Source organism: Planomonospora sp. ID91781 (assembly GCF_015711595.1).
GTDB lineage: Bacteria > Actinomycetota > Actinomycetes > Streptosporangiales > Streptosporangiaceae > Planomonospora > Planomonospora parontospora.
Genome location: NZ_JABTEY010000002.1, coordinates 436267 through 461258, shown reverse-complemented (window position 1 = coordinate 461258; position 24992 = coordinate 436267). Strand labels below are relative to the sequence as shown.

Here is a 24992-nt window from a genome sequence, read left to right as displayed (position 1 = left end):
ACAGCCGCCAAGTGTGCGCTTGTGAACGGTCGGGACCTGTTCGGCGATTGCCGTCACCCCTGACCACCGGTAACTCCTACCGGGACGCCTCAGTTCAGCCGAGGAACCCCCACCGGATCAGGAGCAGCCCATGTCGTTGTACGTCCCGCCCCAGCCTGCGCCCGTCACCGTCGGGCGGCGCACCGTCGTCCCGCTGATCGACGCGGCCGGTCACGTCCTGCCGCCCGAGCGCCTGTTCCCCCACCTGCCGGCGGCGGACCTCGAACGACTGCTCGCGATGGACGGCATGCGCGAGCCGATGGTCGTCGCCGGCTTCGCCATCCTGGGCGCCGGAACCACGATCCTGGTCGACACCTGCCTCGGCGGCGGCAAGCAGGGGAAAAGAGGCCCCTTCCCCGGCTTCACCTCCCGATGGATGACCACCCTCGCCGAGGCCGGCATCGAGCCCGCCACCGTGGACACCGTGGTCAACACCCACCTGCACCACGACCACGTCGGCTGGAACACCACCGACGACCTGAAACCGGCCTTCCCCCGTGCGCGCTACCTGCTGGCCGCAGCGGAGTACGAGCACTTCACCGCCGGCCGCGCCCGGCACGCCGACCGAATCGGCGCATGCGTCCTGCCGCTGGAGGCGGCCGGCCTGCTGGACCTGGTCACCGGGACCCACCGGATCGACGACGGCGTCCGACTGCTCCCCGCTCCCGGGCACACCCCCGGCCATCTCGTCGTGGAGATCACCGACAGCGGTCGGACCGCGGTGATCGCAGGCGACCTGCTCCACCATCCTCTGCAGTTGATCCGCCCGGATGTCTCCTCGTCTCTTTGCGAGGATCCTGTCCGTGCTGCGGAATCCCGCCGTCGCGTACTGAACGATCTCGCCGACCGTTCGGGTGTCCTGCTGGCCGCCCATCTTGCCCGCTCCGGGACGATCGTCAGGAAGGGCGCTGGTTTCGATGTGCATGCGGAGTGAGGCCAGCCGGAACGGCCAGGACCGGCTTCTGGAAACACTCGTACGTGGAAGACGCGGCTGACACGTCAACTTTTAGCGGCCACCATCATCCGCCCCTGCGCAGCTGAGTTCCCACGCGGCCGCCTCCCGGAGAGCACGTTCAAGCCCGCCACCAGGTAGAGGGATCCCTGCCAGGCCGGCGCGTAGGTGACGTCAGCGGTCCAGCTCCGGTTCGGCTCGTCGGCGGTGAATGCCCGCCCGGCCGGGCCGGAGGAGGCCGCAGCGCACCGATCGATCTCCAAAGCGCTGTTGCGGGATCACTCTGGTGATCACATCTCGGGCTCTCGCCATGATGAGGATCACGTCCAGTTGTTTGGGTCGGCTATCTGGTTGCGCTAAACAACTATCTAGTTGTACGGTCGAACCATGGCGGATGATCGCGAACTCCAGGAAGCCGTGGCGCGCTTCGTCCGAGCCTTCGGCCTCCACCAGCCCGACCAGACCCCCTGCGGGCAGCCCATCCCGACCTCGGAGGCCCACGCGCTGGGCGAACTGGCCAGGGACGGCTCATTACGCCAAAGCGAGCTGGCGCACCGGCTCCGCCTAGAAAAAAGCACCACCAGCCGCCTGGTCACGCAGCTCATCAACCGCGGCTGGGCCGAGCGCACCCCCGCGCCCGACGACGGGCGCGGCGTGCTGGTCCGGCTCACCCCGCACGGGGTGCAGGCCGCAGGTCGGCTGGCCGAGGCCAGGACCAAGCGGTTCTCCGCCGTTTTAGACCGTGTCCCCCAGGGCGAACGCGCCGACGTGCTGCGCGCCCTGACCATCCTCACGGAGGCCATCGATGAAACTTAAGAATCGACGCACCCAGACGCTCATCACGGTGCTCGCGCTCATCGTCGTCGCCACGACGGCGTACATACTCATCGACCGGGGTGAGCAGCAGGCGCAGGCCGCCCGGCAGGCCGAGATCGCGGCCAGGAGCCGGCAGGTGATGCCGTTCGACCTGGAGCGCACCACGCACCGCTTCGCCAAGTCCGCCGATGGCGGCGTGCAGACCGTCACCTCCGACGATCCGGCCGACGCCGAGCAGGTCGCTCTGATCCGCGAGCACCTGACCGAGGAGGCGGCGGGCTTCAGCAAGGGCGACTACGGCGACCCCGCCTCCATCCACGGCGGCGACATGCCGGGCCTGCGCGAGCTTGAACAAGGCCACGACCGCATCGCCATCGATTACGCCGAGCTGCCCGCCGGCGCCCAGATCACCTACACCACCACCGAGACCTCCCTGATCACAGCGCTGCACGCGTGGTTCGACGCCCAGGTCACCGACCACGGCCAGCACGCCGAACACGGCTGAACCCGCCACCCGAACGCTTTTCCGCCGGATCCGTCTATCCCATCTATACCTAGCGGAGGTACGGTTTCTTCTGCTCATCTATATACCTAACCCCCGTACCGTGTTGACTTACTCGACGGATCCCCCGGCTGTCAGACCACCCCAACCGTCACTGGGGAGGCATAACGCCTCCCCAGCCCGACGACCGAAAGGACAACTCGTGACGACCGCGGACACCGGCTCCGGCCCGCGCACCGGCGTGAAACAGTGGCTCGGCCTGGGCGTGCTGATCCTGCCCCCGCTATTGCTGTTCATGATGCTGACCATCCTGTTCCTGGCCATCCCCCAACTGACCGCAGACCTGCGGCCAAGCAGCACCCAGATGTTGTGGATCATCGACATCTACGGCTTCTTGATGGCCGGCCTCCTGGTCACCATGGGCACGCTCGGCGACCGGGTCGGCCACCGGCGGCTGCTGACCGTCGGCGCGGCCGTCTTCGCCGTCGTCTCGATCCTGGCCGCCAACACCTCCGACCCCACCTGGCTGATCGTCTGGCGAGCCGTCCTGGGCATCGCCGCAGCCACCCAGATGCCCGCCACGCTGGGCCTGATCTTCACCACGTTCACCGACCCCCGCCAGCGCGGCGTCGCGGTCGGGGCCTGGTCGGGCGCCATCTCGGTCGGCACCGGACTGGGCCCGGTCCTCGGCGGGGCGCTGCTGGAGGCCTTCTCCTGGCGAGCGGCCTTCCTGGTCGGCGTGCCCGTCATGGCGATCGTGGCGATCGGGGCGCCGCTGCTGCTGCCCGCCCACCGCAACCCCGCCGCCGGGCGGGTAGACCTGGCCAGCGTGCTGCTGTCGCTGGCCACCGTGCTGCCGATCGTCTACGGCGTCAAAGAACTCGGCAAGGACGGCCGCCTGGCCGTCGCGGTGGCCGCCCTCGTGATCGGACTGGCGTTCGGCGCCTGGCTCGTCATGCGCCAGCTACGCTTGCCCGAGCCGCTGCTGGACGTGCGGCTGTTCGCCCACCGCGCGGTCAGCGGCGCCCTGGGCGTGTTCCTGCTCGCGGCCACCGCGCTCGGCGGCGTCTACCTGCTCATCACCCAGTACCTGCAACTGGTGGAGGGCCTGTCACCGCTGCAGGCGGGGCTGTGGGTGCTGCCGGCCGCGGCGCTGCTGGTGCTCGTCTCGACGGCCTCGCCCATCGCGGCCCGGCGTATTCGCCCGGGACGTCTCATCGCGGCCGGGCTGGCCGTCCAGGTGGTCGGCTACCTGATGCTCACCCAGGTCGGCGCCACCGGCGGGCTGCCGCTCCTGGTCGCGGGCTTCATCGTCCTGTATCCGGCCGTCGCGCCGTCCATGGCGCTGACCACCAACCTGGTCGTCGGCTCGGTGCCGCCACAGAAGGCGGGCGCGGCCTCCGGGCTGGCCACTACCTGCAGCGACCTGGGCATCTCCCTCGGTATCGCGATCATCGGCAGCATCGCCACCGCCGTTTACCGCGGTCAGGTCACCGGTGGGCTGCCCGGCGGCCTGCCGCCCGAGGCCGCCGCGGCCAGCCGCGACAGTCTCGGCGGCGCGGTCACCGCCGCGCAGACGCTGCCAGGCGAGCTGGCCGCAGCCGTGCTCGCCCCCGCCCGGACGGCGTTCGCCGGCGGGCTCACCACGGCGGCCGTCATCGCCGCGGTCATCGCCGCCGGCGCGGCGGTGCTGGCGCTGCGCCGGCTGGGCCACATCCCGCCCACCGGCAGCACTCCCGGCCAGTAACCATCGAGCGCAGCCGTTTGCTCGCCCGCCCGGCAGCCGGCGGCAACCGGTCTGGAAGCGCACACCGCCCCAACCCGCCCTCTGAACCCTCATCTGGAAGGACCACCGTGATTGTGATCCGACGCGCCACGCCCGATGACGCCTCCACCGTGCACGACCTCATCCACGGGTTGGCCGAGCACCAAGACCAGACCTGGGGCGTCACGGTAAGCGTCGACGACCTGAAGCGGATGCTCACCCGCCCGGAGATCACCTACCTGATCGCCGAGCGGGACGGGCGGGCCATCGGCTACGTCTCCTGGCTGCAGCGCATCAGCTTCTGGTCCGGCCAGGATTACCTCCACTTGGACGACCTGTACGTGACCGGCGCCGAACGCGGCAACGGCGTGGGAGAACAGCTGATGCGCGCCGCCGCCGAAGCCGCCGACGGCAAGGTGATCCGCTGGGAGGTGGCCGAGGTCAACATGTCCGCGCAACGCTTCTATGAGCGCATCGGCGCCGCCCTCGTCTCCAAGAAGATCGGCCGCTGGCAGCCGAAGTAGCCCGAACACCGCCGCACGCGTCACGCCCGCAATAGGGAGGCTCGTAGCAAGGACCGTGCTCCCGTGTGGCGATCACGGTGCGTCCACCCTCTACGCAAACGGAGATGGCAGCCCGGATCGAATGACTTGGAGCAATCGGCGGAAGCGCGGTCGAGAGCCGGGAGGTTCTCTTCCATCGTTAATCGACGATGGAAGATGAAGGGGCCGAGGTGCAATACACCTCGTCACTCCGTGCTGCCTTCCGGGGGCGCGCCATCGTTCAGCTCTGCGCGGCTGAGCTTCCGTACGGTTGTCCATGAGTCCGGTATGAACCCGCGGCTCCACCTCCTGAAATCTGCTGATGAGTCCGTAGGTTCGCTCTGAGTGCCCTTCACTGGCCGCGAACTCCCGGCAGAACATCGGACGGGGCCGTACGGGTGTAGAGGGCGACGACATCCTCGTCCAGGGGCGTGTGGCGATTGCGCTGCCGCAGGCGGCCCCTGCGGTGATTGGCCACGACGTTGCGCGCCACGCCGTACAGCCACAGCCGCGCCTCGTCGCCGACGGGCAGGTCCTCTATACGGCGCCACGCGATCTCGAATGTCTCGGCCACCACGTCGGCTGCGTCCTGGGCGCAGTCGCAGCGGCGGATCGCATAGCCCAGGATCTGTTCGTAGGTGTCGAGGTAGACCTTCTCGAACCGGGCTTGGCGGTTGTCATCCACTGGTAGTCCTCATGACCGGCCTTCTGCGTGACGGGGGTTCGCGTACGCCCCTTCATGTCGCAGATGCCGCGATCATTTCTCCGCCCTGCAGACATCTCTCGTTTTACTGTGACGGACAGGTCCGCGTGGCCAGTGGGCTTCATAGCGTGCGATACCGGCGAGCGGCCGTCGTTCCCGCTTGATGGTTCTGTCGCGGGAAGACGCAGCGCGTGCGGGCGGTGCTGTCAGTTCTCACCAACACTTCCAGGTCTTGTGATCAGCGAGCGGTGCCCGAACTCGTCGACAAGCGGTGTCCGTTCCCGCCTACGAAGCCAAGCGGGCTCAAGGGCCGTCTCGGGACGGTGGTATGCAACCCCCATACGTCGTAGATCGCAATCTTTGTGCCGGATGCGGCTACTTCGACGCCGATCCTGGATTTGCGACAGCGGTTCAACACCGCGATGTGGCGGTTCCGCACCCGCAGCTCAGGCTGGATGGGGCATGAAGATCACACAATACGGTGGGAGTCAGGCATTCGATGTCTGCCGCCGCACGGTCGGCGAACGGCCCACTCAGCTCGCGCAACCGGGGAAGGGCCTCTCCGGGGGAGGCCCCGAGCCGGTGCAGCGAGTCGAGCTGAGCGCTGAAGTAGACGTCGAACTCGCCGTCGACCCGCCGCCTGGTGTCCCACAGCAGGACGTCACCGTTCTCGCTGAACGCGAACACGACGAGGCCGCCGATCATCGACCAGGCGCCGTCCGGCGCGATCATCCAGTCGAACTCCTCGGTGCGCCCCTCGGCGTAGCTCCGCCGGAACACCTTGGTCAGATGGGCGACCCGGTGCTGCCAGCCGTCCGTGAAACCGTCCCGTGCCGGCGGGTGGACGAACCAGAGCCCGAACAGGCGGGAGAACCCGGCCCGGGAGACGTACTCGCGATAAGAGGCCGGGAACCCCTCACCGTCGGCGAAACGGTGCCCGGTCAGCAGGTCCTGGGCGACCGCGCCGAGCGCGGGAGCACCGGTCATCGACAGCTCGTCCATGGCGCCTGAGCCCGCCCTCCTGCCGCTCGCGACGTCAACAGCGGAATCCCGACATCAGAACAGCCCCCTTGAGTCCCTCTCCTGATCAGACCTAACCCGCCGCCACCGCCTCGATCTCCACCAGCCAGTCACTGGTGAGCGTCTGCGCCACGATCGCCGTCGTGGGCACCCGCCGCCCGCCCAAGGCGGCCACCCTGGCCTTCGCATTCGCCTCGGCGTACGAAGGATCACGCAGGTAACTCGTGAGCCTCACGATGTTGTCCACACCCATCCCCGCCTCCGCGAGAATCGTCCGAAGGTTCGCCCAGATGAGCTCGAGTTGCTCCTCGAGTGTCGCCCCGGGGACGCCCTCGGAATCGAGTCCCATCGTTCCCGCGATGAACAGGAACCGGGACGGGTTCCGTACCTCGATCGCGTGCACGAAGTCATCGGTGGCGGCGTAGACGCCCTCGGCCGGGTTGTGAACGATCATCTCCATGACGATCATCCTGCCCCCTCCGCAGAGCTCACTCCAAGAGCCAGTCCGATGCAATCGGCCCCCAATCAAGATGAACTCTTAGGAGGGTGTGATCTCGTGCGGCACCGTCAGGTACGCCGTCTGCATGGCCGTGTCCCACCGCAGTGCGCCGATGCCCTCCAAGGCGGCGGCTCGGCCGACCTCACGGGCCCGGGCGACAGGAGACCAAACGGCCGAGAATTCACAGGACGGACTCTCAGGAATCGGCGAAGAAGGCCTGAAGATGGCGGTTGACCGGCTCTGGGCAGTCCAGCTGAGGGACATGACCGCAACCGTCCAGGATCTGGAGCCGGGCGTCGGGCAGCAACTCGGCGAAACGGCGGGCGCGCTCAACGGGCTGGACGGTGTCCTGGGCGCCCCACAGCACCAGGGCCGGGGTCGCGGTCGAGGGGAGGGCGCGTTCGGTCTGTGCCCAGTCCAGGCGGCGTTCCAGCAGGTAGGTGGCGCGGATGTTGTCGTGGAAGGTCATCGGCGCCCACCACTCGTCCAGCAGCCGGTCGGTGAGGCGCCACTTGTTGACCATCATTCCCTCGACCAGGCCGCGGACGGTCGACTTGCCGGTGGACAGTTTGACGGCCAGCTCCCCGACGACGGGAATCTTCAACGACTCCCACATCCACGTGCCGGGCAGGTCCAGCCCGGTGGCGTCCAGCAGGGCGAGCCTGCTGACGCGCTCGGGGTGACGCTGAGCGAAGGCCAGAGCCCAGCCGCCGCTCCAGGAGTTGCCCGCCAGGGCGGCCCGCCGTACGCCGACGGCGTCCAGGAACGCACCGACGGCGCTGGTCATGGCCTCCAGGTCGAAAGCGAAATCGGCGTCCTTGAGCCGGGTGTAGCCCTGACCCGGAAGATCGACCACATAGACGGTGTGATCGCGGGCCAATGCCGCTACCTGCTCCTTCCAGCCGATGACCGAGGTGCCGCCGGGCGACAGGAGGATCACCGGGGAGCCGGAACCGGCCTGAACGTAGTGGAAACGAGCGATCGGGGTGTCGGCATAGCGGGACCCGGCCTGGGCCAGGTACGGCGAGCGGAAGGCCCGGCCGTCCTCGGCCGGCTGCCAGCCGTACGCGCCGAAGAGCACCGCCGCCAGCAGCAGCGCGGTCGCGACCGCCGGCAGGCGGCGTCGGCGGCGCTGGCGCACCGGCTGCCCGGTGGAGCTTCGAAGGGTGTCAAGGCGGACCATGGTCGTCCTTTAGTCGTCGGTCGAGGCGTTCACCCGTCCAGACGGGTGAACGGGGGACCGGCGTGACATGCGCGGTGAGTGATCCGGCTCACGTGTCGAATCGGCGGCCACGGCGGCCACGGCGGCCACGGCGGCCACGGCGGCCACGGCGGCCACACTGTCAGACAGAACCACGCGCCGTCTGGATCCGCCGGCGGATCCAGACGGCCGTAACGAAGAAGACCGGAAGCCGTCGGTTTCCCACTGCAGACAACCGGGGTCGGGTCCGTCGTCGGCATCGGCTTGACGAGCCGTCCACAGCAGGAGGCGATGTGAGTACCGGTGAGCGCGGCAAGGTGGGATGCGCCGTCTGGCTGATCCTCGCCGGCGACCTGCTCGTGATCCCGGCCGTTGCCGCGGTGCTGCGCCACCTGCTCGGGCCCGGTCCCCTTTCCGCGGTCACGATCATCATTGCCGTCCTCGTCCTGCTGGCCGCGGGCCCCGTGCTGCTCGGCCATCTCGATGCCCGCGACGAACGGCGCCGCGGCCGGGCCGGACCCCGCGACCGCGGTGGCGCCCCGCCCGGAGCAGCCGGGTGAGGCGCGTGCGCGGATGTTCTACGATCACGCGATGAACGCCGTGGACTGGATCCTGATCGCCCTGATGATCCTTCTGCTGCTGAGAGCCGTGATCCAGGTGGGACGCAGGCCCCGAGAAGTCCTGCGGATCCTGGTGACGCCTTTCCTGTTCATAGGCGTCGCCTTCCCTGCCTATGCGATCATCGCAACGGCCCGCCTGCTGGGCCCGTCCGTCACGGTCAGCCCGCACAATTTCACGACCTCCCTGAGGGTGGGGTTCTTCTGCCTGGCCCTCTCTTTCTTCTTCCTGATCGGTGATCTGGTCAGGCGGCAGGTGGAACTGTCCAGGAGGCAGGCGACCCGTGATCGGGGCCGGCTCCGTGACGGTGGGAACCAGGACGGCGGTGCGTGAAAGCGGTGGCGGATGCTGAGGCCGCCTCGTGCGCGGGGTTCATCGCGAGCGGCGGCTTCCGCTTCTGCGGCGGTGCTGCGAGCTGAGCGTGCTCGATGCGTCGAGAAGGAACGCGCCGCAAATGCAGCATAAGAGCTCCTAACAGAATGACCTCCGTTGTGCTTTGATCTCTCGCTGTAGCGGCGGCGAGAGGAGCAGCAGGTGGCACGACTGAAGCCGTGGGAGGTCAGTGACGAGCTGTGGGCGGTCATCGAGCCGCTGCTGCCGAAGAAACCGCGCCGTACCCGCTGGCCAGGACGTAAGCGGCTGGATGACCGCCTGGCGCTAGGGCATCCTGTTCGTGCTGCACACCGGCATCTCCTGGGAGCACCAGCGCAGGAGAGGAACGTCCAGGCCCAGGGCGAAGGGCGCGAAGGTGAGGTCCGTCACGCGGCTCTTGGAGACCTCGTCGTCCACGCGGCCCCGCAGCCGCTCGGCGATCTCCTCGGCGGAGGCCGCCGGCTCCGCGGGCATCGGCAGCGCGGGCATCTTCCTCGCCCCCCCCAGTGGCTGGTGTCGACGCTCTGGCTGTGTCGCTACCGCCGGGACCCGCTGGAGTGGCTCTGGCGCTGGGCCACCTGGGCCCGCCGCCCACCCCTGCGCCGTACTCCCGCTGCGGAAGAAGGACGAACACGGCTCCCGTCCGACCCTTCGAGGAGCGATCATCAATACCTGCAGATCAAGATCTTCTAGGTGGCTGAGGATGAGGGCTGCTCATCGAACCGCTCGAAGGGCTCGCCACCGGTGAAGGTCGCTCCGGCGCAGACCGGCACGCCGTCGGCTAACGCAGGTTCGGCGGCGATCCGCACGCGCTCGACCACCTGATGGACGGGCTGCGCTCCCACCGCCGGCGAAGCAGGTCGCCTGCGGTCTTCTTCCAGCGGCTCGCCGTGAAGCGGGTCATCCGGCGGCCGCGCTCGCCGGTGCCGGGGTCGACGGGGAGACCAGCCGTACGCCTTCGATCCGGAGATCTGCCAGCAGCGCGACGTGGTCGAGCGATCGCGCGGCTGAGACGGTACCGCGCGCCGACCCCCCGCCATGCCGAGCGCGCGGTCGTCCACCGCTGTCAGATCCTGCTGGCCGCCGCCTTGGACCGGCTCTCATGATGCATGGGGGCAGGCTTCAGTCCCTGCCGGGGACGAGGGCGCCGGAGGGCAGGCCGGCGGTGACGTACTCGTCGTAGAGCATGTCCCACGAGACCGCCGGGCCGTTGCGCGGGTCGGCGGCCGACGATCTTCTTGCCGGCGTCGATGCCCTGGGTGACGGTGGGCGCCGAAGATGCCGCTGAACAAGGACGGCCCCTGTGAGCCGGCCAGCGATCGCCCGTCTGGATACCGCCGGGGCGGTGACGGCGTGGAACAGCGCGGCGGTGCACTTGTTCGGCCGCCCGGTCGCCGAGGCCGTCGGCCGGCCGCTCAGCGAGCTGATCAGCCCCGAGCGGCTACGGGACGACGGCGAGCGGCTCCTGCGTGGGCTCTGCGACGGGGAGGGCCCGGCCCAGCAGGTGCACCGGCTGGAGCCGGCCTGCGCCGACCGCTCAGGCCGGGGTTTCCCGCCGAACTGGTCGCGCAGGCCGACGGCGTGGTCACCGCCGTCACCGACGCACTGGACTGGACCTGCGGCGAGTACCGGCAGGTCGAGGAGGACCAGGTGTCCATCGTCCGCGTCGGCTCCTGGAGCAGGACCGGACGGGACCTGTCGGCCTTCACCGGTGACCAGATGGTCGTCTTCCCCGCGGCAAGGCCCTGCCCGGACTGGCCTGGGAGCGCGGCGAGCCGGTCTGGATCGCCGACCTGGCAAGCGACCCGTGCGAGTTCTCCCGCAAGCCGGGCGCGCTGGAGGCCGGCCTGCGCTCGGCCATGGCCCTGCCGGTGCGCAGCGGCGACCACGTGCTGGGCGTGCCGATCTTCGGCGCGGGGAACGACGTCGTAGCCGTCCCGGATCCGCTCAGGATGAGAGCGGAGGCACCGATGGTGTGCTCGGCAGCACTATCGGGAGGAAACCGTCAACTATGTCACGACTCATCGGCCGCTGGAAGGTGGGCACCCGTCTCATCGCGTGCTTCAGCATGATCGTCGCCCTGTTCGGCGGCGCGGCGCTGGTGGGCCTGAACGCGCTGCGCACGCAGGACGCGGCGATCGAGCACATGGAGCAGATGACCGTGCTCGGCCGTGATGTCCAGGAGATCAAGTACTTCAACTCCGATGTCAGCGGCTGGCAGGTCGCCTACGCCTGGGAGGCCGCGCTGGGCGATCCGGCGGCCGCCGTCAAGGCCGACGCCGCCAGCCGCGCCGGATACCTGGAAGTCGTCGGGCGGCTGCGCAAGCACCTGCAGAGCGTCGACACCACGGCGATGACCGCCGAGGAGAAGAAGACGTTCCAGACCCTCATCGCCGACTGGGACGCCTTCCTGGCCATGGACGACAAGATCGCCGATCTGTTCGCCAAGGGGACGCGCGCGGCCCTTGAGGAGGCCAACACCATCATCGGCGGTGCCTCCTGGGACATCTACTACCGCATCATGGAGAACACCGACCGGCTGGTCGACAGCGCCACGGCCCGCAGTGACGCCGCCGCCGACGGCGCCGCCGCCGCATCGCGCTCAGCCAAGATCCAGATGGGCGCGGCCGTGCTGGCCGCGCTCGTCATGTCGGTCCCCCTGCTGCGCCTGCTGCGGCGCAGCATCACCGTTCCGCTGGCGGAATCCACCGGAGCGCTGAAGGCGCTGGCCGCCAAGGACCTCACCCGCCAGGCCGACACCTCCGCCATGGGCGGAGAGCTGCACGAGATGGGGACGGCGATCAACGAGGCCGTCGGCGTGCTGCGCGGCGCGGTGACGCAGATCAAGACCGACGCGCAGCAGCTGTCGCGGGCCTCAGAAGCCATGCGGTTGTCCGCGACCCGGATCGTCACCAGCTCCGACACCGCCACCTCGCGGGTGGAGAACGCATCAGCCGCGGCCGGCGAGGTCAGCGGCAACGCTCAGCTGGTCGCCTCGGGCGCCAGGGAGATGGGCCTGTCGATCCAGGAGATCAGCAAGAGCGCCTCCGAGGCGGCCACCGTCGCCGGCGAGGCGGTCGCCGCCGCCGATTCCGCCGGCACGCGCGTCCAGCGGCTCAGCACGTCCTCCTCCGAGATCGGCGCGGTGGTCAAGGCCATCAACGCGATCGCCGAGCAGACCAACCTGCTGGCGCTCAACGCCACCATCGAGGCGGCCCGCGCCGGGGACGCCGGCAAGGGCTTCGCCGTGGTGGCCGGCGAGGTCAAGGACCTGGCGCAGGAGACCGCACGCGCCACCGAGGACATCGCCGCGCGGGTCAAGGCGATCCAGTCCGACAGCGACGGCGCCGTGGAGATCATCAGCGGTTTCCAGGACGTCATCGGCAAGATCAACACCTACGTCACCGCGATCGCCGGCGCCGTGGAGGAGCAGAGCGCCACGACGGCCGGCATGAGCAACAGTGTCAGCGACGCCGCGAGCGGATCGACGCGGATCGCCGACCACATCTCCGCGGTCGCCGAAACGGTGTCGCAGGCGCACCACGCCGTGAAGGAGAGCATGGCGACGATCGACGAGCCGGCCGTCATGGCCGAGCAGATGAACGAGCAGGCCAAGGCCTTCAACGTGTGATCACCGAGCCGGGCCCCGCCCGGGAGCGTGCCGCGTCATGACCGCGGCCACGGCGCGGCACACATCCGGGGCACGACATCGCCGGCGGGCGAGCGCGCACCGGCGAGCCCCACTGCGTGATGTGCCGCGCCCGATACCGGAAGGCGAGGGGGAAAGCCCACGTGAGCAGGGAATCCGACTGGTCGGCAGTCTGCTGGACGCCGACCGCGTCGACGCCCACGGCGAACTGCGCCTGAACGCCCGGCCCGTCTCCGTCTACGACGCCGCCCGCGAGGATCTGGGCTATCTGACCTGCACGCCCTGGCCGCCGAGGTCGCCGGCGCGCTCGGCGTGCGCCGTCCGGGGCGCCTGTACGCCTGGGCGCACCACGACGCGGCGGCCGTCCGGACACTCCCGTGGCGAGACGACCTCTACCTGGGCGTGCCCTATCTGATGGAGCTGAGCCGCGACGAGTTCAGAGCCGTCGTCGCCCACGAGCTGATCCTGCGGCTACGGCTGCGCCTGTGGCCGATGCGGGCGCTGCACGCGCTGTGGCGGCGCGAGGTGGGGCACAACCGGATCCCGCCGGCCGAGGTGCGGGCCGCGGTTTCGCCCATCCTCATCGCGAATGACACGTTCGTCCTCGACGAGATGGACGTCGAAGCGTTGATGGAGAAGCCGTACGCCTCGTATAGGGGGCCCCAGGGGCGTCATCCGTTGCGCGTAGTCCGGTCTCTTCGCCCAGTTCATACAGGACAAGGCAGTTGGGATCACCGTGGGTGCCGCGCCCCCAGCGGGGGAGTGCTGCGCGAAACCGGGCTTGTCGACGGTGCCGTAGATGCCCGTGGACCCGTCCGGACGCCTTGCGGTGTCCTCCCGCATCGTCATCCAGGCGTTGGTGTAGACCATGCGGCTGTCCGGCTGCTCCATGCTGTGATTATTCAGGCGGTGGGTCCGGCAACGTATCTGTCGGCGTGTGCGGTGATTCGGGTGGCGAAGGCGGCGAACATCGCGTCGGCGGCGGCGAGCAGTTCGGGTTCGGCGGCGTCGGCATCGGCGCGTAGCCGGTGGGCGGCTGCCGGGCCGTGGGCCTGCTCGGCCTCGGCGGCCATGCTCGGCTCGGCGAGCCATTCGTCGAGCAGTTCGCGGTCGGCTTCGGGGTGGAAGAGCATTCCCCAGGCGCTGCCGACCCGAAACGCCTGGCACGCCGTCTGGGCGGAGCGGGCGAGCACAGCAGAGCCGGACGGCGGGTCGAGGATTTCGCCGTGCCAGTGCAGGAAGGTGCGCCGCGGCGCGAGAGCGCCCAGCAGCGGGTCGGTGTCGTTGGCGCTCATCGGCCCGCCCATGAACACCGCGCCGGCGACCGTATCAACCGGCGGGAGTGCTGCACCGGCGGAGAGCGTGTCGACCAGGTGGACCGGGCGGCCGTCGAAGGCGTGCAGGATCCGGTGCGGGCCTTCCCACGTCACGTGGCGGACGACGAGGACGGGTAGGCGTCCGGTGGGGGTCATGCTGGGCCTTCCTGGGCAGTGTCGGGTAGCGGCCCGTAGCGGCGGCGGGTCTGGTCTTCGGCCGTGCCGGTCGCGATGCGGCGCGACAGGGTGCGCCGCCATGCGGCGCCGAGCTGCGGGACGGTGAGCAGGCGTCGGATGGTCGGCCGGTCGCCCCGGTCGCGGTGCATGACTCGGTTGGCCTCGGCGACGGTGGCGTCAGGGTGGGGCCGGTGGATCAGCTCGATCCGGCAGCCGGCGGTGACCTGACCGGTACGCAGCACGCGCAGGTAGCAGCCGGTCAGGCCGCTGTGCTCCATCCACAGCACGAACTCGGTCGCGCCGTGGCGGGCGCCGATACGGAAGCACGGGTTACGGGGCACGCTGACCTCGCACAGGGCGGTGCCGATCCTCAGCACGTCACCGATGCAGAGGTCGTCCTCCAGTAGCCCGCAGGTGGTCAGGTTCTCCCCGAACGCCGGCCGGTCCAGGCGGCGCCCGAGGCGGGACTCATAGTGCGGGTAGTGCTCGGCGGGGAACAGGCACACCGCCTTGTCCGGGCCGCCGTGCTTGGCGCGGTCGCCCTGTTCGTCACCGCACAACCCCAGCGTGGTGACCGTCACCGGTCCGCTGGTCTCCCGCTTGACGAAGGCGCTGCGAATCGTACGGCCGCGGTAGGGCAGGTCGGCGACCGTGCCGATGTGCACGGCCAGCACCCGGGCGTCGATGCCTGGTTCGAGTGCCGTCACGTGGCCTCGCGCAGGCAGGGGGTGAGCACCTGCGTTGCAGGGCGTGCGGCGACAAGCAGCAGCTCGACGTCGCGCCGGTCGGCGGCGTCCAGACGGTGCGGAGTGGTGGCGTCGAAGTGCGCGACCATGCCGGGGCGCAGGACTTGCGTACTGCCGGCGAGAGTCAGCCGTAGCCGGCCGTGCAGGACGTACAGCCATTCGTCACCGGGGTGCTGCTGCATCTGGCTGCCGCCCCGGCGGGCCGGCACGGTGACCTGGATGGCTGACAGCCCCGCGCCAGGGTCACCCCGGTCGACGACGCGAAAGCGCAGGCCGTTGCCCACGCGCTCGACACACTCGGCCGGGTCGATGACAGCCGTGGCGCGGCCCGGTGCTTCGCCGAGCAACTCGCCAACCGTCACGCCGTACACGTCGGCCAGTGTCAGCAACTGCGCCAGCGACGGCTGGCGCGACTCCGACTCCAGACGCGACAACGTCGGCTGCGAAATCCCCGTGCGCTCGGCCACCTGCTCCATCGTCAAGTCACCGGCACGACGGACACGGCGCAATCGAGCACCAAGAGCCTGCAAGGCGGCGGGAACCTGGTCAGTCATATGTGCCACCGCGCTCGCCCGCCCGTCCTGGCGGGTGCGCCAACCCCTGTGGGCCAAGGTGGCGGTTCAACAACATGGATCGGACCCTAACAGAAAATATGCCAAATATGAATATTTTATGTCTCGTGCTTCCGGGACGGCGGCCGGGCTCCCTTCCCCGGTGTCCCGGTGCCAGCGCGGACGGCGACCCCGTCCAGGGGGCACCACCCGCGTCAGCGGGCTTTCGGCCGGGGAGAGCGGGGCAGGGATGCCGGCTGCGGCCGGAGGCGGAGATCGCCTAGGCTGCGCACGTGCTTCCCGATGCCCCCTGGCCGTCGATGACCCACCGCGAAGCCACGGCCGAGCTGGTGCTGGCGGGCTGGACGCCGTGCGGCGTCGGCGACTGGGCGGTCGGCCTGCGCTCCCCCGACGGGCTGTGGGCAGCCAGGGTGTGCCCGTTCGACCCGGCCTACGCCGCCTTCCTCGAACTGTGCCGCCGCCGGGCCGGCAACCCCTACCTGCCGCGCGTCGCCTTCGACACCCCGCTGGAGGGCGGCGGCACCCTGGCCGTGCTGGAGTTCCTGACCCCGCTCGATGCGGAGCGGGCCGGGGAGGTCGCCCGTCAGTGGCGGGAGGGCACGGGAGAGGCGGCCCTGGCCGAGGTACGGCGGGCCGCCGCCGCGATCGATGCCGAGTTCCGGGCCCGGACGCCGTGGTGGGACGGCGTCGACCTCAACCCCGGCAACGTGAGACGGGCCCTCGACGGTCGGGTGGCCGTCATCGACGTGTTCTGTGTGGACGGCGCCTCTCTGTACGGGCAGGTCCTGCGGGACGCCGAGGTGGTCCGCGCCAAGCTGCCCGGCCACCGGCACCTCCTCGACATCCCCTACATCGCCCGCGAGAGCACCCCCGAGGAGATCCGGGCCCTGCGCGCCGCGTGGCACCGCGCCCCGTAGGAACCGGTCCCGAGATCGCGGGAGCCGTTTCGGCAGCACGGAAGCCGGTCCCGGAACCCCGGCCCGAGCTGCCCGCCCTCTCTCCGATTCCCCTCCCACCGGCCGTGGGGTGGATCAACGAGGCGCCGTCGCCGCCGGCGGGGTGGCAGACTCCGATCATGACCTCGGAGACGATCACCGCGGCGGCCGCGGGCACCTGGAAACTCGGCGACCTGACGGTCAACCGGATCGGACTGGGCGCGATGCGCCTGCCCCAGAACGGCGAGGCGTTCGGCGACGCCGCCCCGAGCGACCGCGGCCGGGCGATCGCGGTGCTGCGCCGCGCGGTCGAACTCGGCGTCAACCACATCGACACGGCCGCCTTCTACTTCTCGGCGCTGCGCTCGGCCAACGAGCTGATCAACCGGGCGCTGGCGCCGTACCCGGACGACCTGGTCATCGCCACCAAGGTCTGGCCGGGCCGGGACCCGTCGGGGAAGTGGTGGTGGGCCACGCCGGAGCAGCTGCGCGGCCAGGTCGAGGAGAACCTGCGCCAGCTCGGCCGCGACCACCTCGACGTGGTGAACCTGCGCATCCCGCCCAGCAGGGCGACCGGGTCCGTCACCGAGCACTTCGGCGCGCTGGCCGAGCTGCGCGAGGCCGGGCTCATCCGCCACCTGGGCCTGTCCAACGCCACCGCCGCGCACCTGGCCGAGGCGCAGGCCATCGCCCCGGTGGTGTGCGTGCAGAACCCCTACGGCCTCGGCCTGCGGCCCAGAGACCACGTCCTGCCGCAGGCCTGCGCGGAGCGGGGCATCGCGTTCGTCCCGTTCTTCGCGATCGCCGGAAGCGGCGAGGAGGCGGGCGTGAGCGGCGTCGACAGCGAGGAGGTCCTGGCCGTCGCCCGCGCGCACGGGGTGAGCGCCGCCCGGGTCCGGCTGGCGTGGACGCTGGGTCAGGGACCGAACGTGCTGGCCATCCCCGGCACCGGCGACCCGGACCATGTGGCCGACAACATCGCCGCAGGCGCGCTGCGGCTCTCCGCGGATGAGATGGCCCGCCTGGACTTCCTCCACCGGGCAGGCGGCTGACCGGTACGGCGCAGCGGACGCCCCACCGGAGCGGTACCCACCCCGAACCCGTCCGACCGCCTCCGGTCCGGACAGCCTCCGGCCCGGCCGCTTCCCAGCCCTTGGGGTCTCCGGTTCCCGCCGCCTCCTGTCTGGCCGCTTCCCACTGCCACCTCCGTCCTCATCGTCGCCAGACCCTGTCCGGACGGGATTCCTGAGTTGCGTGAAGCCATATTCTCGCCAAGCTCGGTTTGCGCGACCGGGTGCAGGCGGTGGTCTTCGCCTACGAGAACGGGCTGGTCGAGACCGACTGACCTTGGTCACGATCAACGCCGCTTTTGTCCGATTTCTGCATGATCAATTCACGGGAAGTCAGGTTTCATGAGTTCGGCAGACGCTCGCCGATAAGGTTCTGAACTGGGAAAACGCTCTACTTTGCGGCTCACTGGAGTTTCCGGAGTGCTGGGCCTACAAACGGTGTCGCGAACCGCCTACAGAACCAGCGCTCCTAGGGGCGCAGCGTGGAACTCGACGCAGACCTGGTCCGGCAGCGGCTGACGGAGCTTGCCGGCCTGTCCCGGCCCGGACACCGGCCCGGGTCCGGACGCTCCTGGAGCCGCTGCTGGCCGGGCGGGCTCCCGGCGAGCCGCTGCTCACGCGGGAGGACGGGCGGCCGTTCGACCGGTGGCGCATCACCACCGCGCTGCGCCGCGCCGCCACCGCGGCCGGTGTCGATCCGGCCAGGCTCACCCCGCACACCGCGCGAGCCACCGCCGCCACGCTCGCCCTGGACGCCGGGGTGCCGCTGGCCGACGTCCAGGAGTTGCTGGGCCACGCCTCTCCGGTCACCACCCAGCGCTACACCCGCGGTCGGCGCAAGCTGGACTCCCACGCCGCCTACCGGATGGCCGCCCTGCTCGGCGGCGGCACCTGATCAGGCGGCACCCCGAGCAGGCGGGAAGGGCCGCCGAAGGAATCCCGGCCCTGGGGGTAGGACCAGGACATGAGCAGACAGAAACAGACTCCACGGGACTCGAACGCTACGAAGCGGGTCCCGTCCAAGGTGGACACGGACCCGAACAGCCCCAGTGCCAAGAACCGCTTGGACCTCACGGCCAAGTCAGGGGCGGACAAGAACGAGTACCGGCGACGGAGCAGCAAGCGCCACAGCCACTGACGATCGCCGAACTGTCCTTATAGGCGATCAAGGCGGCGGCGCACCGCGCCGCTGCCACCCCGGCCCGCCGCCCGCCAGCCGTCCGGGCGTACGGCCTGAGGGCCATCCCGGCCGGCGGCGGCCCGCGCACCCTCCGTACCGAAACCACCTGCCGACCACCGGTCCGCCGCCGTGAGGCGCTTTGCTCACCGCCTCAACCGGCCTGCTCGCCGCATCGCGCACTCTGAAGACATGCATGCGCAAGCCCATCCCGAAGACCTGCCCGGCACCTTCGTCACCGAGATCGGCCAAGGGCGGGTGGAGTACTTCGTGACCTTCTGCGACAACCGGCCAGCACCAGCCCGGCGAACTCGCCTCTACATGGACTGCGACTTCCGGATCGAAGCCGGATCCAACCCCGAACTCTCGAAGCTGCTCACCGAGCACCGTCACCCGCTGGCGCAGCTCTCCGCTCTCAGCAATCTGACCGTCCGGGAAAGCCAGGTGAACGCATCCGAAGAGTTGGTCATCCGGTTCGATGACGATGTGATCTTCACTATTCTCAACCAGACCGCCGGGGATGACCCCCACAGCTATGCCGAATGGCGCCTGACCTCGTGGCAAGACATGTGAGCTGGACACATCTTGCCTCCGGCGGGGGTATTCCGGTTCTGGGATGATCGCTCAGGGCGCGCTCATCACCGCCGGTCTGTCGGTGGCATCGTCACATGGTTCCCGGCAGACAACCGTGTTGTCGGCCTATGACCGCTGCGCGGGTGGAGGCGGCTGGGCGCTGACGTAGTCGGTGCAGGTGGTGTGGGGGAGATAGGCGATGGCGTCGTAGGCGTCGAATACGTCCACGTCGGTGAGGTAATGCTCCATGCGCATGTGCTGGAAGTTCTCATGATCGATCACGGCGGGGCGGGCGGCGCGCAGGTCGGCGATCGTCAGGGCCGATTCGGCGGCGAACGCCGATTCGACGCTCGTGGCCGTCGGTGGTGGTTGCGGGTGGTCCAGGACCTGGAACCCCAGGGGATGTCCCGGTTCGGGCCGTACCTGGGCGGTACGGCCGTCGCCGCTCGTGGCGGCGACGGCCAGGTAGTCCTCACCGAGGGCTTGGGCGAGGTGGTAGCCGGCCGGAAAGAGCCCGAACGCCCCGTCGTGGGTGACCACCGTCTTGCGGATGTGGCAGTTGTGCACCGCCAGCACGATCCGGCCGTCGGCGTGACCGTCGGCGAGCAGGCGGAGCACCGACTCGGCCAGGTAGGCGTCAGCGGCGGCCGACCCGGCGGGTATTCCGCGGCCGGCGAAGTCACGCAGGGCGTGGTCTCCGTACCAGACCCCGCGCAGGTGGTGCAGCGCGGTGGCGTGCTCCCGTTCGCGTCCCCGGCTGCGCTGGTAGGCCGTCATGGTTTCCATCCGGCCCAGCAACCGGCTGATCGAAGCGGTCATCGCGTCCTGGACCGCGGGTTCCAACGCGGTGTACTGATGCAGGACCTTGAAGATCGAGGTGTGGTGAAGGCCTTCGGCATGGGCGCTGATCTGCTCCAGGACGGGCAGTGCGTCGGGGTCGGCCCGTCGAAGGTAGCTGGCCAGGGCGGCGAGCGCCGGTCGGCGCGAGGAGATGATGGTGCCGGCGAAGCGCAGCGGCGCGGCGGTGTCGCGGTTGTGCTCGCGCATCCAGGCGAGGAGGTCGTACATCTCCGTGCAGCCGCCCAGGCCGCCCGCGCCCGCGCCGGCGGCGGCGACCTCCTGCACCGCTCCCGGGCCGCCCTGGACCCAGGCGTCGACCATGTGGGCCTCGGTGAAGGGTGCCTCGAACGCCAAGGCGGTGAACCCGCAGCGCTCGACGAGGAACCGCAGCAGACGGTGGCGCAGCAGGTAGAACTCCCGGACGTGGTGGGCGTTCTCTCCGATCGCCACCACACGCGCGGTGCCGATCAGATCGCGTAGCGGTTCGAGGTCGTCCATGGGCGCCCGCGGGTCCAGGGTCTCCGCGGTGATGGCGTGCCGCCGGAGCCATGCTGTGAAGGTTTCCTGTCCGGGCACGTGTGCTCCTCGTCGATGGCATGTCGGCAGCCGAATCACATCGCAACTCCGAGTTGCTATAAAGTGATCATGCCATCCAGCGGAGCCCGTGAGCAAGAGGGAGTCATGTTGACCGAGAAGGCCGCGCCAACGACGTCACGACAGATCGGGCGGGGGCAGAAAGTGCGCAGCGCCGTCCTCGCCGCCACCCTGGCCCAACTGGGCGAAGACGGCTACGCCGCCCTGACCGTCGACAACGTCGCTCAGCGGGCCGGGGTGAACAAGACGACCGTTTACCGCCGCTGGAAAGACCGGGAAAGCCTGGTCGTCGACGCGATCACCGACCGGATCGCCGTCGATGTGCCGATGCCCGACACCGGCAGCATCCACAGCGACCTGGGCCGGCTCGCACGGTCGCTGGTCGCCACGCTGACCAGTGCCACCGGCCAGGCCATCATCGGCACGATGCTCGTCGGGGCGGCGCACGTACCCGAGATCGCCGAGATCAGGCGCCGTTTCTTCGCCGACCGCATCAGCCGGACCGAGCCGGTCATCCGGCGTGCCGTCCAGCGCGGGGAACTACCCGAGGACACTGATCCGGCCGAGCTCGTCAAAACCCTCATCGCGCCGATCTACCTCCGCCTGCTGGTCACCGCCGAGCCACTCGACGAGGCCGTCGCCGACCGGGCCGCGAGGAGCGCGATCGCGGCGGCCCGTGCCGGCGCGCTGTCCGGCCCGAGACTGTGATCGGAAACGTTCACCGGATCGGGTGATCACACGGCGTGGGCGCACGGGCGTCCACCCGGAGGGATGCCCTTCTCCCCGCGCTCGGGCACGTTCGCGGCGTTGAGCGGCCAGAACGTCGGGGTGGCGTTCGCGCGGCTGCGCACCCAGGACGGCCGCCACCTGTTCACGGTGAAGACGCCGCTCGCGAACGAGATGGCGTGCGACGAGCACGAGACGTGGGTCGCCGACCGGGAGCAGATGCACCGCGCCGTCATCGCGATGGGTCTCCGTCCGACGGTCCGTATCGTGAAGACCCGCCGCACCGGCGCGCTGGGCGGCATGACGGTCTGCGTCGACGACGTCGAGCACGCCGACTGCTTCTTCGAGATCGAACGCACCGTCACCGGCGGCCAGCCGGGTCGCGCCGTGCAGGAGGAGCTGGACGCGTTCGCGCGGTCCCCCGGCGTGGACCTGGAGCGCACGACCGACACCTACGACTCGCTGGTGCGTCCGCGCTGGCCCCCGCCTAGAACGCGCTGGCCCCCGCCTAGAACAGGGCGATCTCGTCCGTCTCGGTCGGGTCCGTTGCTCATGTCCGCGCGGGTGAAGGGCGAGCTGACGCGGCTGCGAGCGGGATGGGTCCGCCACCGGTCCGACCCTTCTGCGGAGGAAGCGGACCGGCTCATCGCGTCCCTGGCGTGGCCTGGCTTACCGGCCCTGAGGTTCCCCCCCCGTTGCACGGACACCTTCGAACACCCCGACCCGCGCACCGGTTCCGTCGTCGACCGTTACATGTGCACGTCGGAGTGACCACGCCGACGGGGGAGGGAGCACGTGTCCCGCTGTCGTGCCTTCTCCCCGTCCCGCGTCCCCCGAGACAAACAAAGATCCGTATTGATTTTCCCACCTGCTCTGCCAGGCTGTGCTCCGACCAGGCCTGAGGCAGCGGTCCCGGAGACGGGCCGTCTCGCCGTACACGTTGAGTTTTGCGGTCTCGGCCGAGCAGTCGGGCTGCCAGGGTGAGTGTGACGGTGTTACGGCGGCTCAGGATGGCGGCCAGGACGCGGTGGCGGTGGTCGAGGAAACCGAAACCGGGGTTGTATCCGCGACGGGTGGTGCCCTTTCTCTTCTCGCGCTCGGCTTCGGCCAGGACCCGGCGCCAGGGCTGCAGCTCTTCTACCGGCCGGTCGAACTGTTCGCGGGAGATGCGGGTCAGAGCGGGGTGGGTGAGCAGGAAGGTGGCTTCGGCCGGGATCGGGGGTGCCTTCGCCGGTGCCGGGCCGGCCGATCAGGTGGTGCCCGACCTGCTGGAGCGCGACTTCACCGCGTCCGCGCCGGACCGGCGCCACGTCGGTGACATCACGTATCTGCCGACCGGCGACGGCCGGTTCCGCTACCTGGCGACCGTGATCGATCTGCCCTCGCGCCGTCTGGCGGGCTGGTCGATCGCCGACCACATGGGCACCGAGGTGGTGATCGACGCGCTGCGGGCCGCGGCCGCGGATGCTCGATGTAACCGGAAAACCCCTGACAACGTTTGATTCGTTACATCCTGGATCTTGCAAGAGAAGATCCATCCGAGGAGATTGACGGCAGTTGTCAAATCTCCATCGGCTTTCGGAGCAACCCCCATGACCAGATGGAAACACCTCCTGCTCGCCCTGGCGGTGGCCGTGCCCACAGGCGCCCTGCCGGCGGCGACCGCCCCCGCCGCGTCGGCGTCGTCCACGCCCACCCCGCCGCCCCTGCCGTCCACCCCGGTCGAAAACAACGAGACCCAGCCCGTCCACTCACGCGCCGACGCCCTGACCGAGACCGTGTTCGTGGAGGTCGCCGGGACCGACAGCGACGCCGACGGCCGCCCCGACCGGGTCGCCGTCGACATCATGCGCCCGGCGGCGACCGCCACCGGGCTGAAGGTCCCGGTCATCATGGAGGCCAGCCCCTACTACGCGGGCGGCAACGACGTGGAAAACCACGTCGTCGACCTCGACGGCTCCGACCCCGCCGGCATGGAGTACCGCCGCAACAAGTTCAACGACCTGCGCGACGAGATGTTCGGCCAGGCCGAGGACCCGGCCGCCGCCCGCGCCGCCGCCGGCCCCTTCCCGGGCTATTACGATAATTTCTTCGTTCCACGCGGTTACGCGGTCGCGCTGGTGGAGAACCTCGGCTCGGGCCGGGCCACCGGCTGCCCGACCACCGGCCTGCCCAACGAGACCGCCGGGCCGAAGGCCGCGATCGACTGGCTGAACGGCCGGGCCAGGGGCTTCGACGCGGCCGGGAACGAGGTACGGGCCGACTGGTCCACCGGGAACGTCGGCATGATCGGCGTCTCCTACAACGGCACCCTGCCCAACGCCGTCGCCGCCACCGGGGTCAAGGGCCTGAAGGCCATCGTGCCGATCGCGGCCATCTCCTCCTGGTACGACTACTACCGCGCGAACGGCGGCGTCGTCGCCCCCGGCGGCTACCAGGGCGAGGACGCCGACGTGCTCGCCCGGTACGTGCTGACCCGGGAGAACGGGCAGGAGGTGTGCGGCGGGCTGATGGACGCCATCGAGCGCGACCAGGACCGCGTCACCGGCGACTACACGCGTTTCTGGCACGAACGCAACTACCTGCCTGACGCGCGCAAGGTACGCGCCGCGGTCTTCGTCGTCCACGGTCTCAACGACTGGAACGTCAAGACCGGGCAGGCCGTCCAGTGGTGGGACGCGCTGGCGAAGCGGGGCGTGCCGCGCAAGATCTGGCTGCACCAGGGTGCGCACTTCAACCCGTTCAACTTCGCCGGGCGCAACGCCGAGTGGCTGCGCCAGCTGCACCGCTGGTTCGACTTCCACCTGTACGGCCTGCGCAACGGGATCATGGACGAGCCGCAGGCCGACGTCGAGCACGGGCCCGGCCAGTGGGCGCAGCACGCGGCCTGGCCGCTGCCCGGCACGCGCGACGTGCGCTTCGCCCTGGCCGCGGGGAAGGACGGTGGTACCGGAACGCTGAGTCCGCGTCACGGTCGCGCGGAGAGGTCCGCCGAGTCCTTCACGGACGCTCCCGCGCGCACGGCCGAGCAGCTCGCCGGGAACGAGGCGGCCGCCGACCCCAACCGGCTGGCCTACCTGTCGGCTCCGCTGGCGAAGGACGTGCGGCTGTCGGGCACGCCGGAGGTCTCGGTGAAGGCGGCGTTCTCCGGCGGCCGCTCGCCGTACCTGACGGCGCTGCTGGTCGACTACGGCACCGACGCCCGCGCCTACGGCCAGGTCGCCTACGGCGCCACCCCGGTCTGCTACGGCCAGGGCGTGCCCGGTGACACCGGCTGCGCCCGGCTGGCCGAGCACGTCACCGCCACCGCCCCCTTCAAGATCATCACTCGGGGCTGGCTGGACGTCCGCAACCGGAACTCCGCGTCCAGGACCGAACTGCTGCGCGAGGGCCGGTTCTACGACTTCCGCTTCGACCTGCAGCCGAGCGACCACATCGTCAAGGCCGGGCACCGGATCGGCGTCGTGCTGATCTCCACCGACCGCGACTTCACCCTCCGCCTGCCCGCCGGGACCCGGGTGGAGGTCAAGCCGGGCGACAGCTCCGTGACGCTCCCGCTCGTCGGCGGGCGGCACGCGCTGGACTGAC

26 protein-coding genes and 3 pseudogenes are annotated in these 24992 nt (G+C 70.0%); 19 read left to right on the top strand and 10 right to left on the bottom strand.

Annotated features, from left to right (window positions below; all coding sequences use genetic code 11):
- The first annotated feature begins 130 nt into the window (after positions 1-130).
- The 5 genes from HS048_RS21340 to HS048_RS21320 all read left to right on the top strand — a co-directional run bounded on the left by HS048_RS21340 (position 131) and on the right by HS048_RS21320 (position 4598).
- Positions 131-973: an MBL fold metallo-hydrolase gene (locus HS048_RS21340; RefSeq protein ID WP_196468399.1), complete on the top strand. Its 843-nt coding sequence runs from the start codon at positions 131-133 to the stop codon at positions 971-973.
- 405 nt (positions 974-1378) lie between these two features.
- On the top strand, positions 1379-1807 hold the full coding sequence (locus HS048_RS21335) for a MarR family winged helix-turn-helix transcriptional regulator (RefSeq protein ID WP_196468398.1): 429 nt from the start codon (positions 1379-1381) through the stop codon (positions 1805-1807).
- The gene (locus HS048_RS21330; RefSeq protein WP_196468397.1) at positions 1797-2312 is read left to right on the top strand and encodes a hypothetical protein; all 516 of its coding nucleotides are present in this window, start codon (positions 1797-1799) and stop codon (positions 2310-2312) included. Before HS048_RS21335 ends, HS048_RS21330 begins: the two co-directional genes overlap by 11 nt.
- Before the next feature lie 199 nt (positions 2313-2511).
- A complete protein-coding gene (locus tag HS048_RS21325; protein ID WP_196468396.1) occupies positions 2512-4056 on the top strand; it encodes an MFS transporter in 1545 nt (514 codons plus the stop codon).
- 107 nt (positions 4057-4163) lie between these two features.
- Positions 4164-4598, top strand: coding sequence for a GNAT family N-acetyltransferase (locus HS048_RS21320; RefSeq protein WP_196468395.1), 435 nt, complete (start codon positions 4164-4166; stop codon positions 4596-4598).
- A 370-nt stretch (positions 4599-4968) separates the two neighbouring features.
- Here HS048_RS21320 and HS048_RS21315 read toward each other — a convergent pair whose 3' ends face one another.
- The 4 genes from HS048_RS21315 to HS048_RS21300 form a co-directional block, all read right to left on the bottom strand.
- Positions 4969-5301 (bottom strand): RNA polymerase sigma factor, encoded by a 333-nt coding sequence (locus HS048_RS21315; protein WP_196468394.1) that lies wholly within the window; start codon positions 5299-5301, stop codon positions 4969-4971.
- Positions 5302-5730: 429 nt separating this feature from the next.
- Entirely contained in the window at positions 5731-6321 is a 591-nt protein-coding gene (locus tag HS048_RS21310) for a hypothetical protein (RefSeq protein WP_196468393.1), read from the bottom strand.
- A 91-nt stretch (positions 6322-6412) separates the two neighbouring features.
- Positions 6413-6799: a RidA family protein gene (locus HS048_RS21305; protein ID WP_196468392.1), complete on the bottom strand. Its 387-nt coding sequence runs from the start codon at positions 6797-6799 to the stop codon at positions 6413-6415.
- A gap of 235 nt (positions 6800-7034) precedes the next feature.
- The gene (locus tag HS048_RS21300; RefSeq protein WP_084009098.1) at positions 7035-8021 is read right to left on the bottom strand and encodes an alpha/beta fold hydrolase; all 987 of its coding nucleotides are present in this window, start codon (positions 8019-8021) and stop codon (positions 7035-7037) included.
- Positions 8022-8332: 311 nt separating this feature from the next.
- Between HS048_RS21300 and HS048_RS21295 the strand changes: the two genes are divergently transcribed.
- From HS048_RS21295 to HS048_RS37390, 3 genes and pseudogenes are all read left to right on the top strand, one after another.
- Positions 8333-8599, top strand: a complete 267-nt coding sequence (locus tag HS048_RS21295) for a hypothetical protein (RefSeq protein ID WP_068904315.1) — start codon at positions 8333-8335, stop codon at positions 8597-8599.
- A 31-nt stretch (positions 8600-8630) separates the two neighbouring features.
- Positions 8631-8990 carry a hypothetical protein gene (locus HS048_RS21290; protein WP_153054655.1) on the top strand — a complete coding sequence of 120 codons (360 nt, stop codon included), beginning with the start codon at positions 8631-8633 and terminating at the stop codon, positions 8988-8990.
- Positions 8991-9200: 210 nt separating this feature from the next.
- Positions 9201-9360, top strand: a pseudogene (locus tag HS048_RS37390) (transposase); the annotation flags it as partial.
- 358 nt (positions 9361-9718) lie between these two features.
- Here the strand turns inward: HS048_RS37390 and HS048_RS21280 are convergent.
- Complete coding sequence (locus HS048_RS21280) at positions 9719-10090, bottom strand: hypothetical protein (RefSeq protein ID WP_153054656.1); 372 nt, start codon at positions 10088-10090, stop codon at positions 9719-9721.
- 242 nt (positions 10091-10332) lie between these two features.
- Here HS048_RS21280 and HS048_RS39155 point away from each other — a divergent pair.
- The 3 genes and pseudogenes from HS048_RS39155 to HS048_RS21275 all read left to right on the top strand — a co-directional run.
- Positions 10333-10554: pseudogene (locus HS048_RS39155) on the top strand (PAS domain-containing protein); the annotation flags it as partial.
- Positions 10555-10774: 220 nt separating this feature from the next.
- Positions 10775-11101 (top strand): GAF domain-containing protein, encoded by a 327-nt coding sequence (locus tag HS048_RS39150; RefSeq protein ID WP_374058800.1) that lies wholly within the window; start codon positions 10775-10777, stop codon positions 11099-11101.
- The gene (locus HS048_RS21275; protein ID WP_230881822.1) at positions 11041-12660 is read left to right on the top strand and encodes a methyl-accepting chemotaxis protein; all 1620 of its coding nucleotides are present in this window, start codon (positions 11041-11043) and stop codon (positions 12658-12660) included. The genes HS048_RS39150 and HS048_RS21275 overlap by 61 nt, the downstream gene beginning before the upstream one ends.
- 489 nt (positions 12661-13149) lie before the next feature.
- Here HS048_RS21275 and HS048_RS21270 read toward each other — a convergent pair whose 3' ends face one another.
- From HS048_RS21270 to HS048_RS21255, 4 genes are read right to left on the bottom strand one after another with little or no spacing between them, the layout of a single operon-like run.
- On the bottom strand, positions 13150-13569 hold the full coding sequence (locus tag HS048_RS21270; RefSeq protein WP_196468390.1) for a hypothetical protein: 420 nt from the start codon (positions 13567-13569) through the stop codon (positions 13150-13152).
- Positions 13570-13580: 11 nt separating this feature from the next.
- Positions 13581-14150: a hypothetical protein gene (locus HS048_RS21265; RefSeq protein WP_196468389.1), complete on the bottom strand. Its 570-nt coding sequence runs from the start codon at positions 14148-14150 to the stop codon at positions 13581-13583.
- On the bottom strand, positions 14147-14878 hold the full coding sequence (locus HS048_RS21260; RefSeq protein WP_196468388.1) for an MOSC domain-containing protein: 732 nt from the start codon (positions 14876-14878) through the stop codon (positions 14147-14149). The genes HS048_RS21265 and HS048_RS21260 overlap by 4 nt, the downstream gene beginning before the upstream one ends.
- Complete coding sequence (locus tag HS048_RS21255) at positions 14875-15471, bottom strand: helix-turn-helix domain-containing protein (RefSeq protein WP_196468387.1); 597 nt, start codon at positions 15469-15471, stop codon at positions 14875-14877. The genes HS048_RS21260 and HS048_RS21255 overlap by 4 nt, the downstream gene beginning before the upstream one ends.
- A gap of 290 nt (positions 15472-15761) precedes the next feature.
- On the opposite strand from HS048_RS21255, the gene HS048_RS21250 reads away from it, so the two are divergent.
- From HS048_RS21250 to HS048_RS21235, 4 genes are all read left to right on the top strand, one after another.
- On the top strand, positions 15762-16406 hold the full coding sequence (locus HS048_RS21250) for a hypothetical protein (RefSeq protein WP_196468386.1): 645 nt from the start codon (positions 15762-15764) through the stop codon (positions 16404-16406).
- Between the two features lie 158 nt (positions 16407-16564).
- A complete protein-coding gene (locus tag HS048_RS21245) occupies positions 16565-17476 on the top strand; it encodes an aldo/keto reductase (protein ID WP_196468385.1) in 912 nt (303 codons plus the stop codon).
- 391 nt (positions 17477-17867) lie between these two features.
- On the top strand, positions 17868-18389 hold the full coding sequence (locus HS048_RS38925) for a tyrosine-type recombinase/integrase (protein WP_196469436.1): 522 nt from the start codon (positions 17868-17870) through the stop codon (positions 18387-18389).
- Positions 18390-18863: 474 nt separating this feature from the next.
- Positions 18864-19244 (top strand): hypothetical protein, encoded by a 381-nt coding sequence (locus HS048_RS21235; protein ID WP_196468384.1) that lies wholly within the window; start codon positions 18864-18866, stop codon positions 19242-19244.
- A gap of 126 nt (positions 19245-19370) precedes the next feature.
- Here HS048_RS21235 and HS048_RS21230 read toward each other — a convergent pair whose 3' ends face one another.
- A complete protein-coding gene (locus HS048_RS21230; protein WP_196468383.1) occupies positions 19371-20660 on the bottom strand; it encodes an erythromycin esterase family protein in 1290 nt (429 codons plus the stop codon).
- 108 nt (positions 20661-20768) lie between these two features.
- Here HS048_RS21230 and HS048_RS21225 point away from each other — a divergent pair, with 108 nt between their 5' ends.
- From HS048_RS21225 to HS048_RS21210, 4 genes and pseudogenes are all read left to right on the top strand, one after another.
- Complete coding sequence (locus HS048_RS21225) at positions 20769-21386, top strand: TetR/AcrR family transcriptional regulator (RefSeq protein WP_230881821.1); 618 nt, start codon at positions 20769-20771, stop codon at positions 21384-21386.
- A 63-nt stretch (positions 21387-21449) separates the two neighbouring features.
- On the top strand, positions 21450-22175 hold the full coding sequence (locus tag HS048_RS21220; protein WP_196468381.1) for a class IV adenylate cyclase: 726 nt from the start codon (positions 21450-21452) through the stop codon (positions 22173-22175).
- Between the two features lie 470 nt (positions 22176-22645).
- Positions 22646-22867 (top strand): annotated as a pseudogene (locus tag HS048_RS21215) (DDE-type integrase/transposase/recombinase); the annotation flags it as partial.
- 129 nt (positions 22868-22996) lie between these two features.
- Complete coding sequence (locus tag HS048_RS21210; RefSeq protein ID WP_196468380.1) at positions 22997-24991, top strand: Xaa-Pro dipeptidyl-peptidase; 1995 nt, start codon at positions 22997-22999, stop codon at positions 24989-24991.
- Position 24992 lies beyond the last annotated feature (1 nt).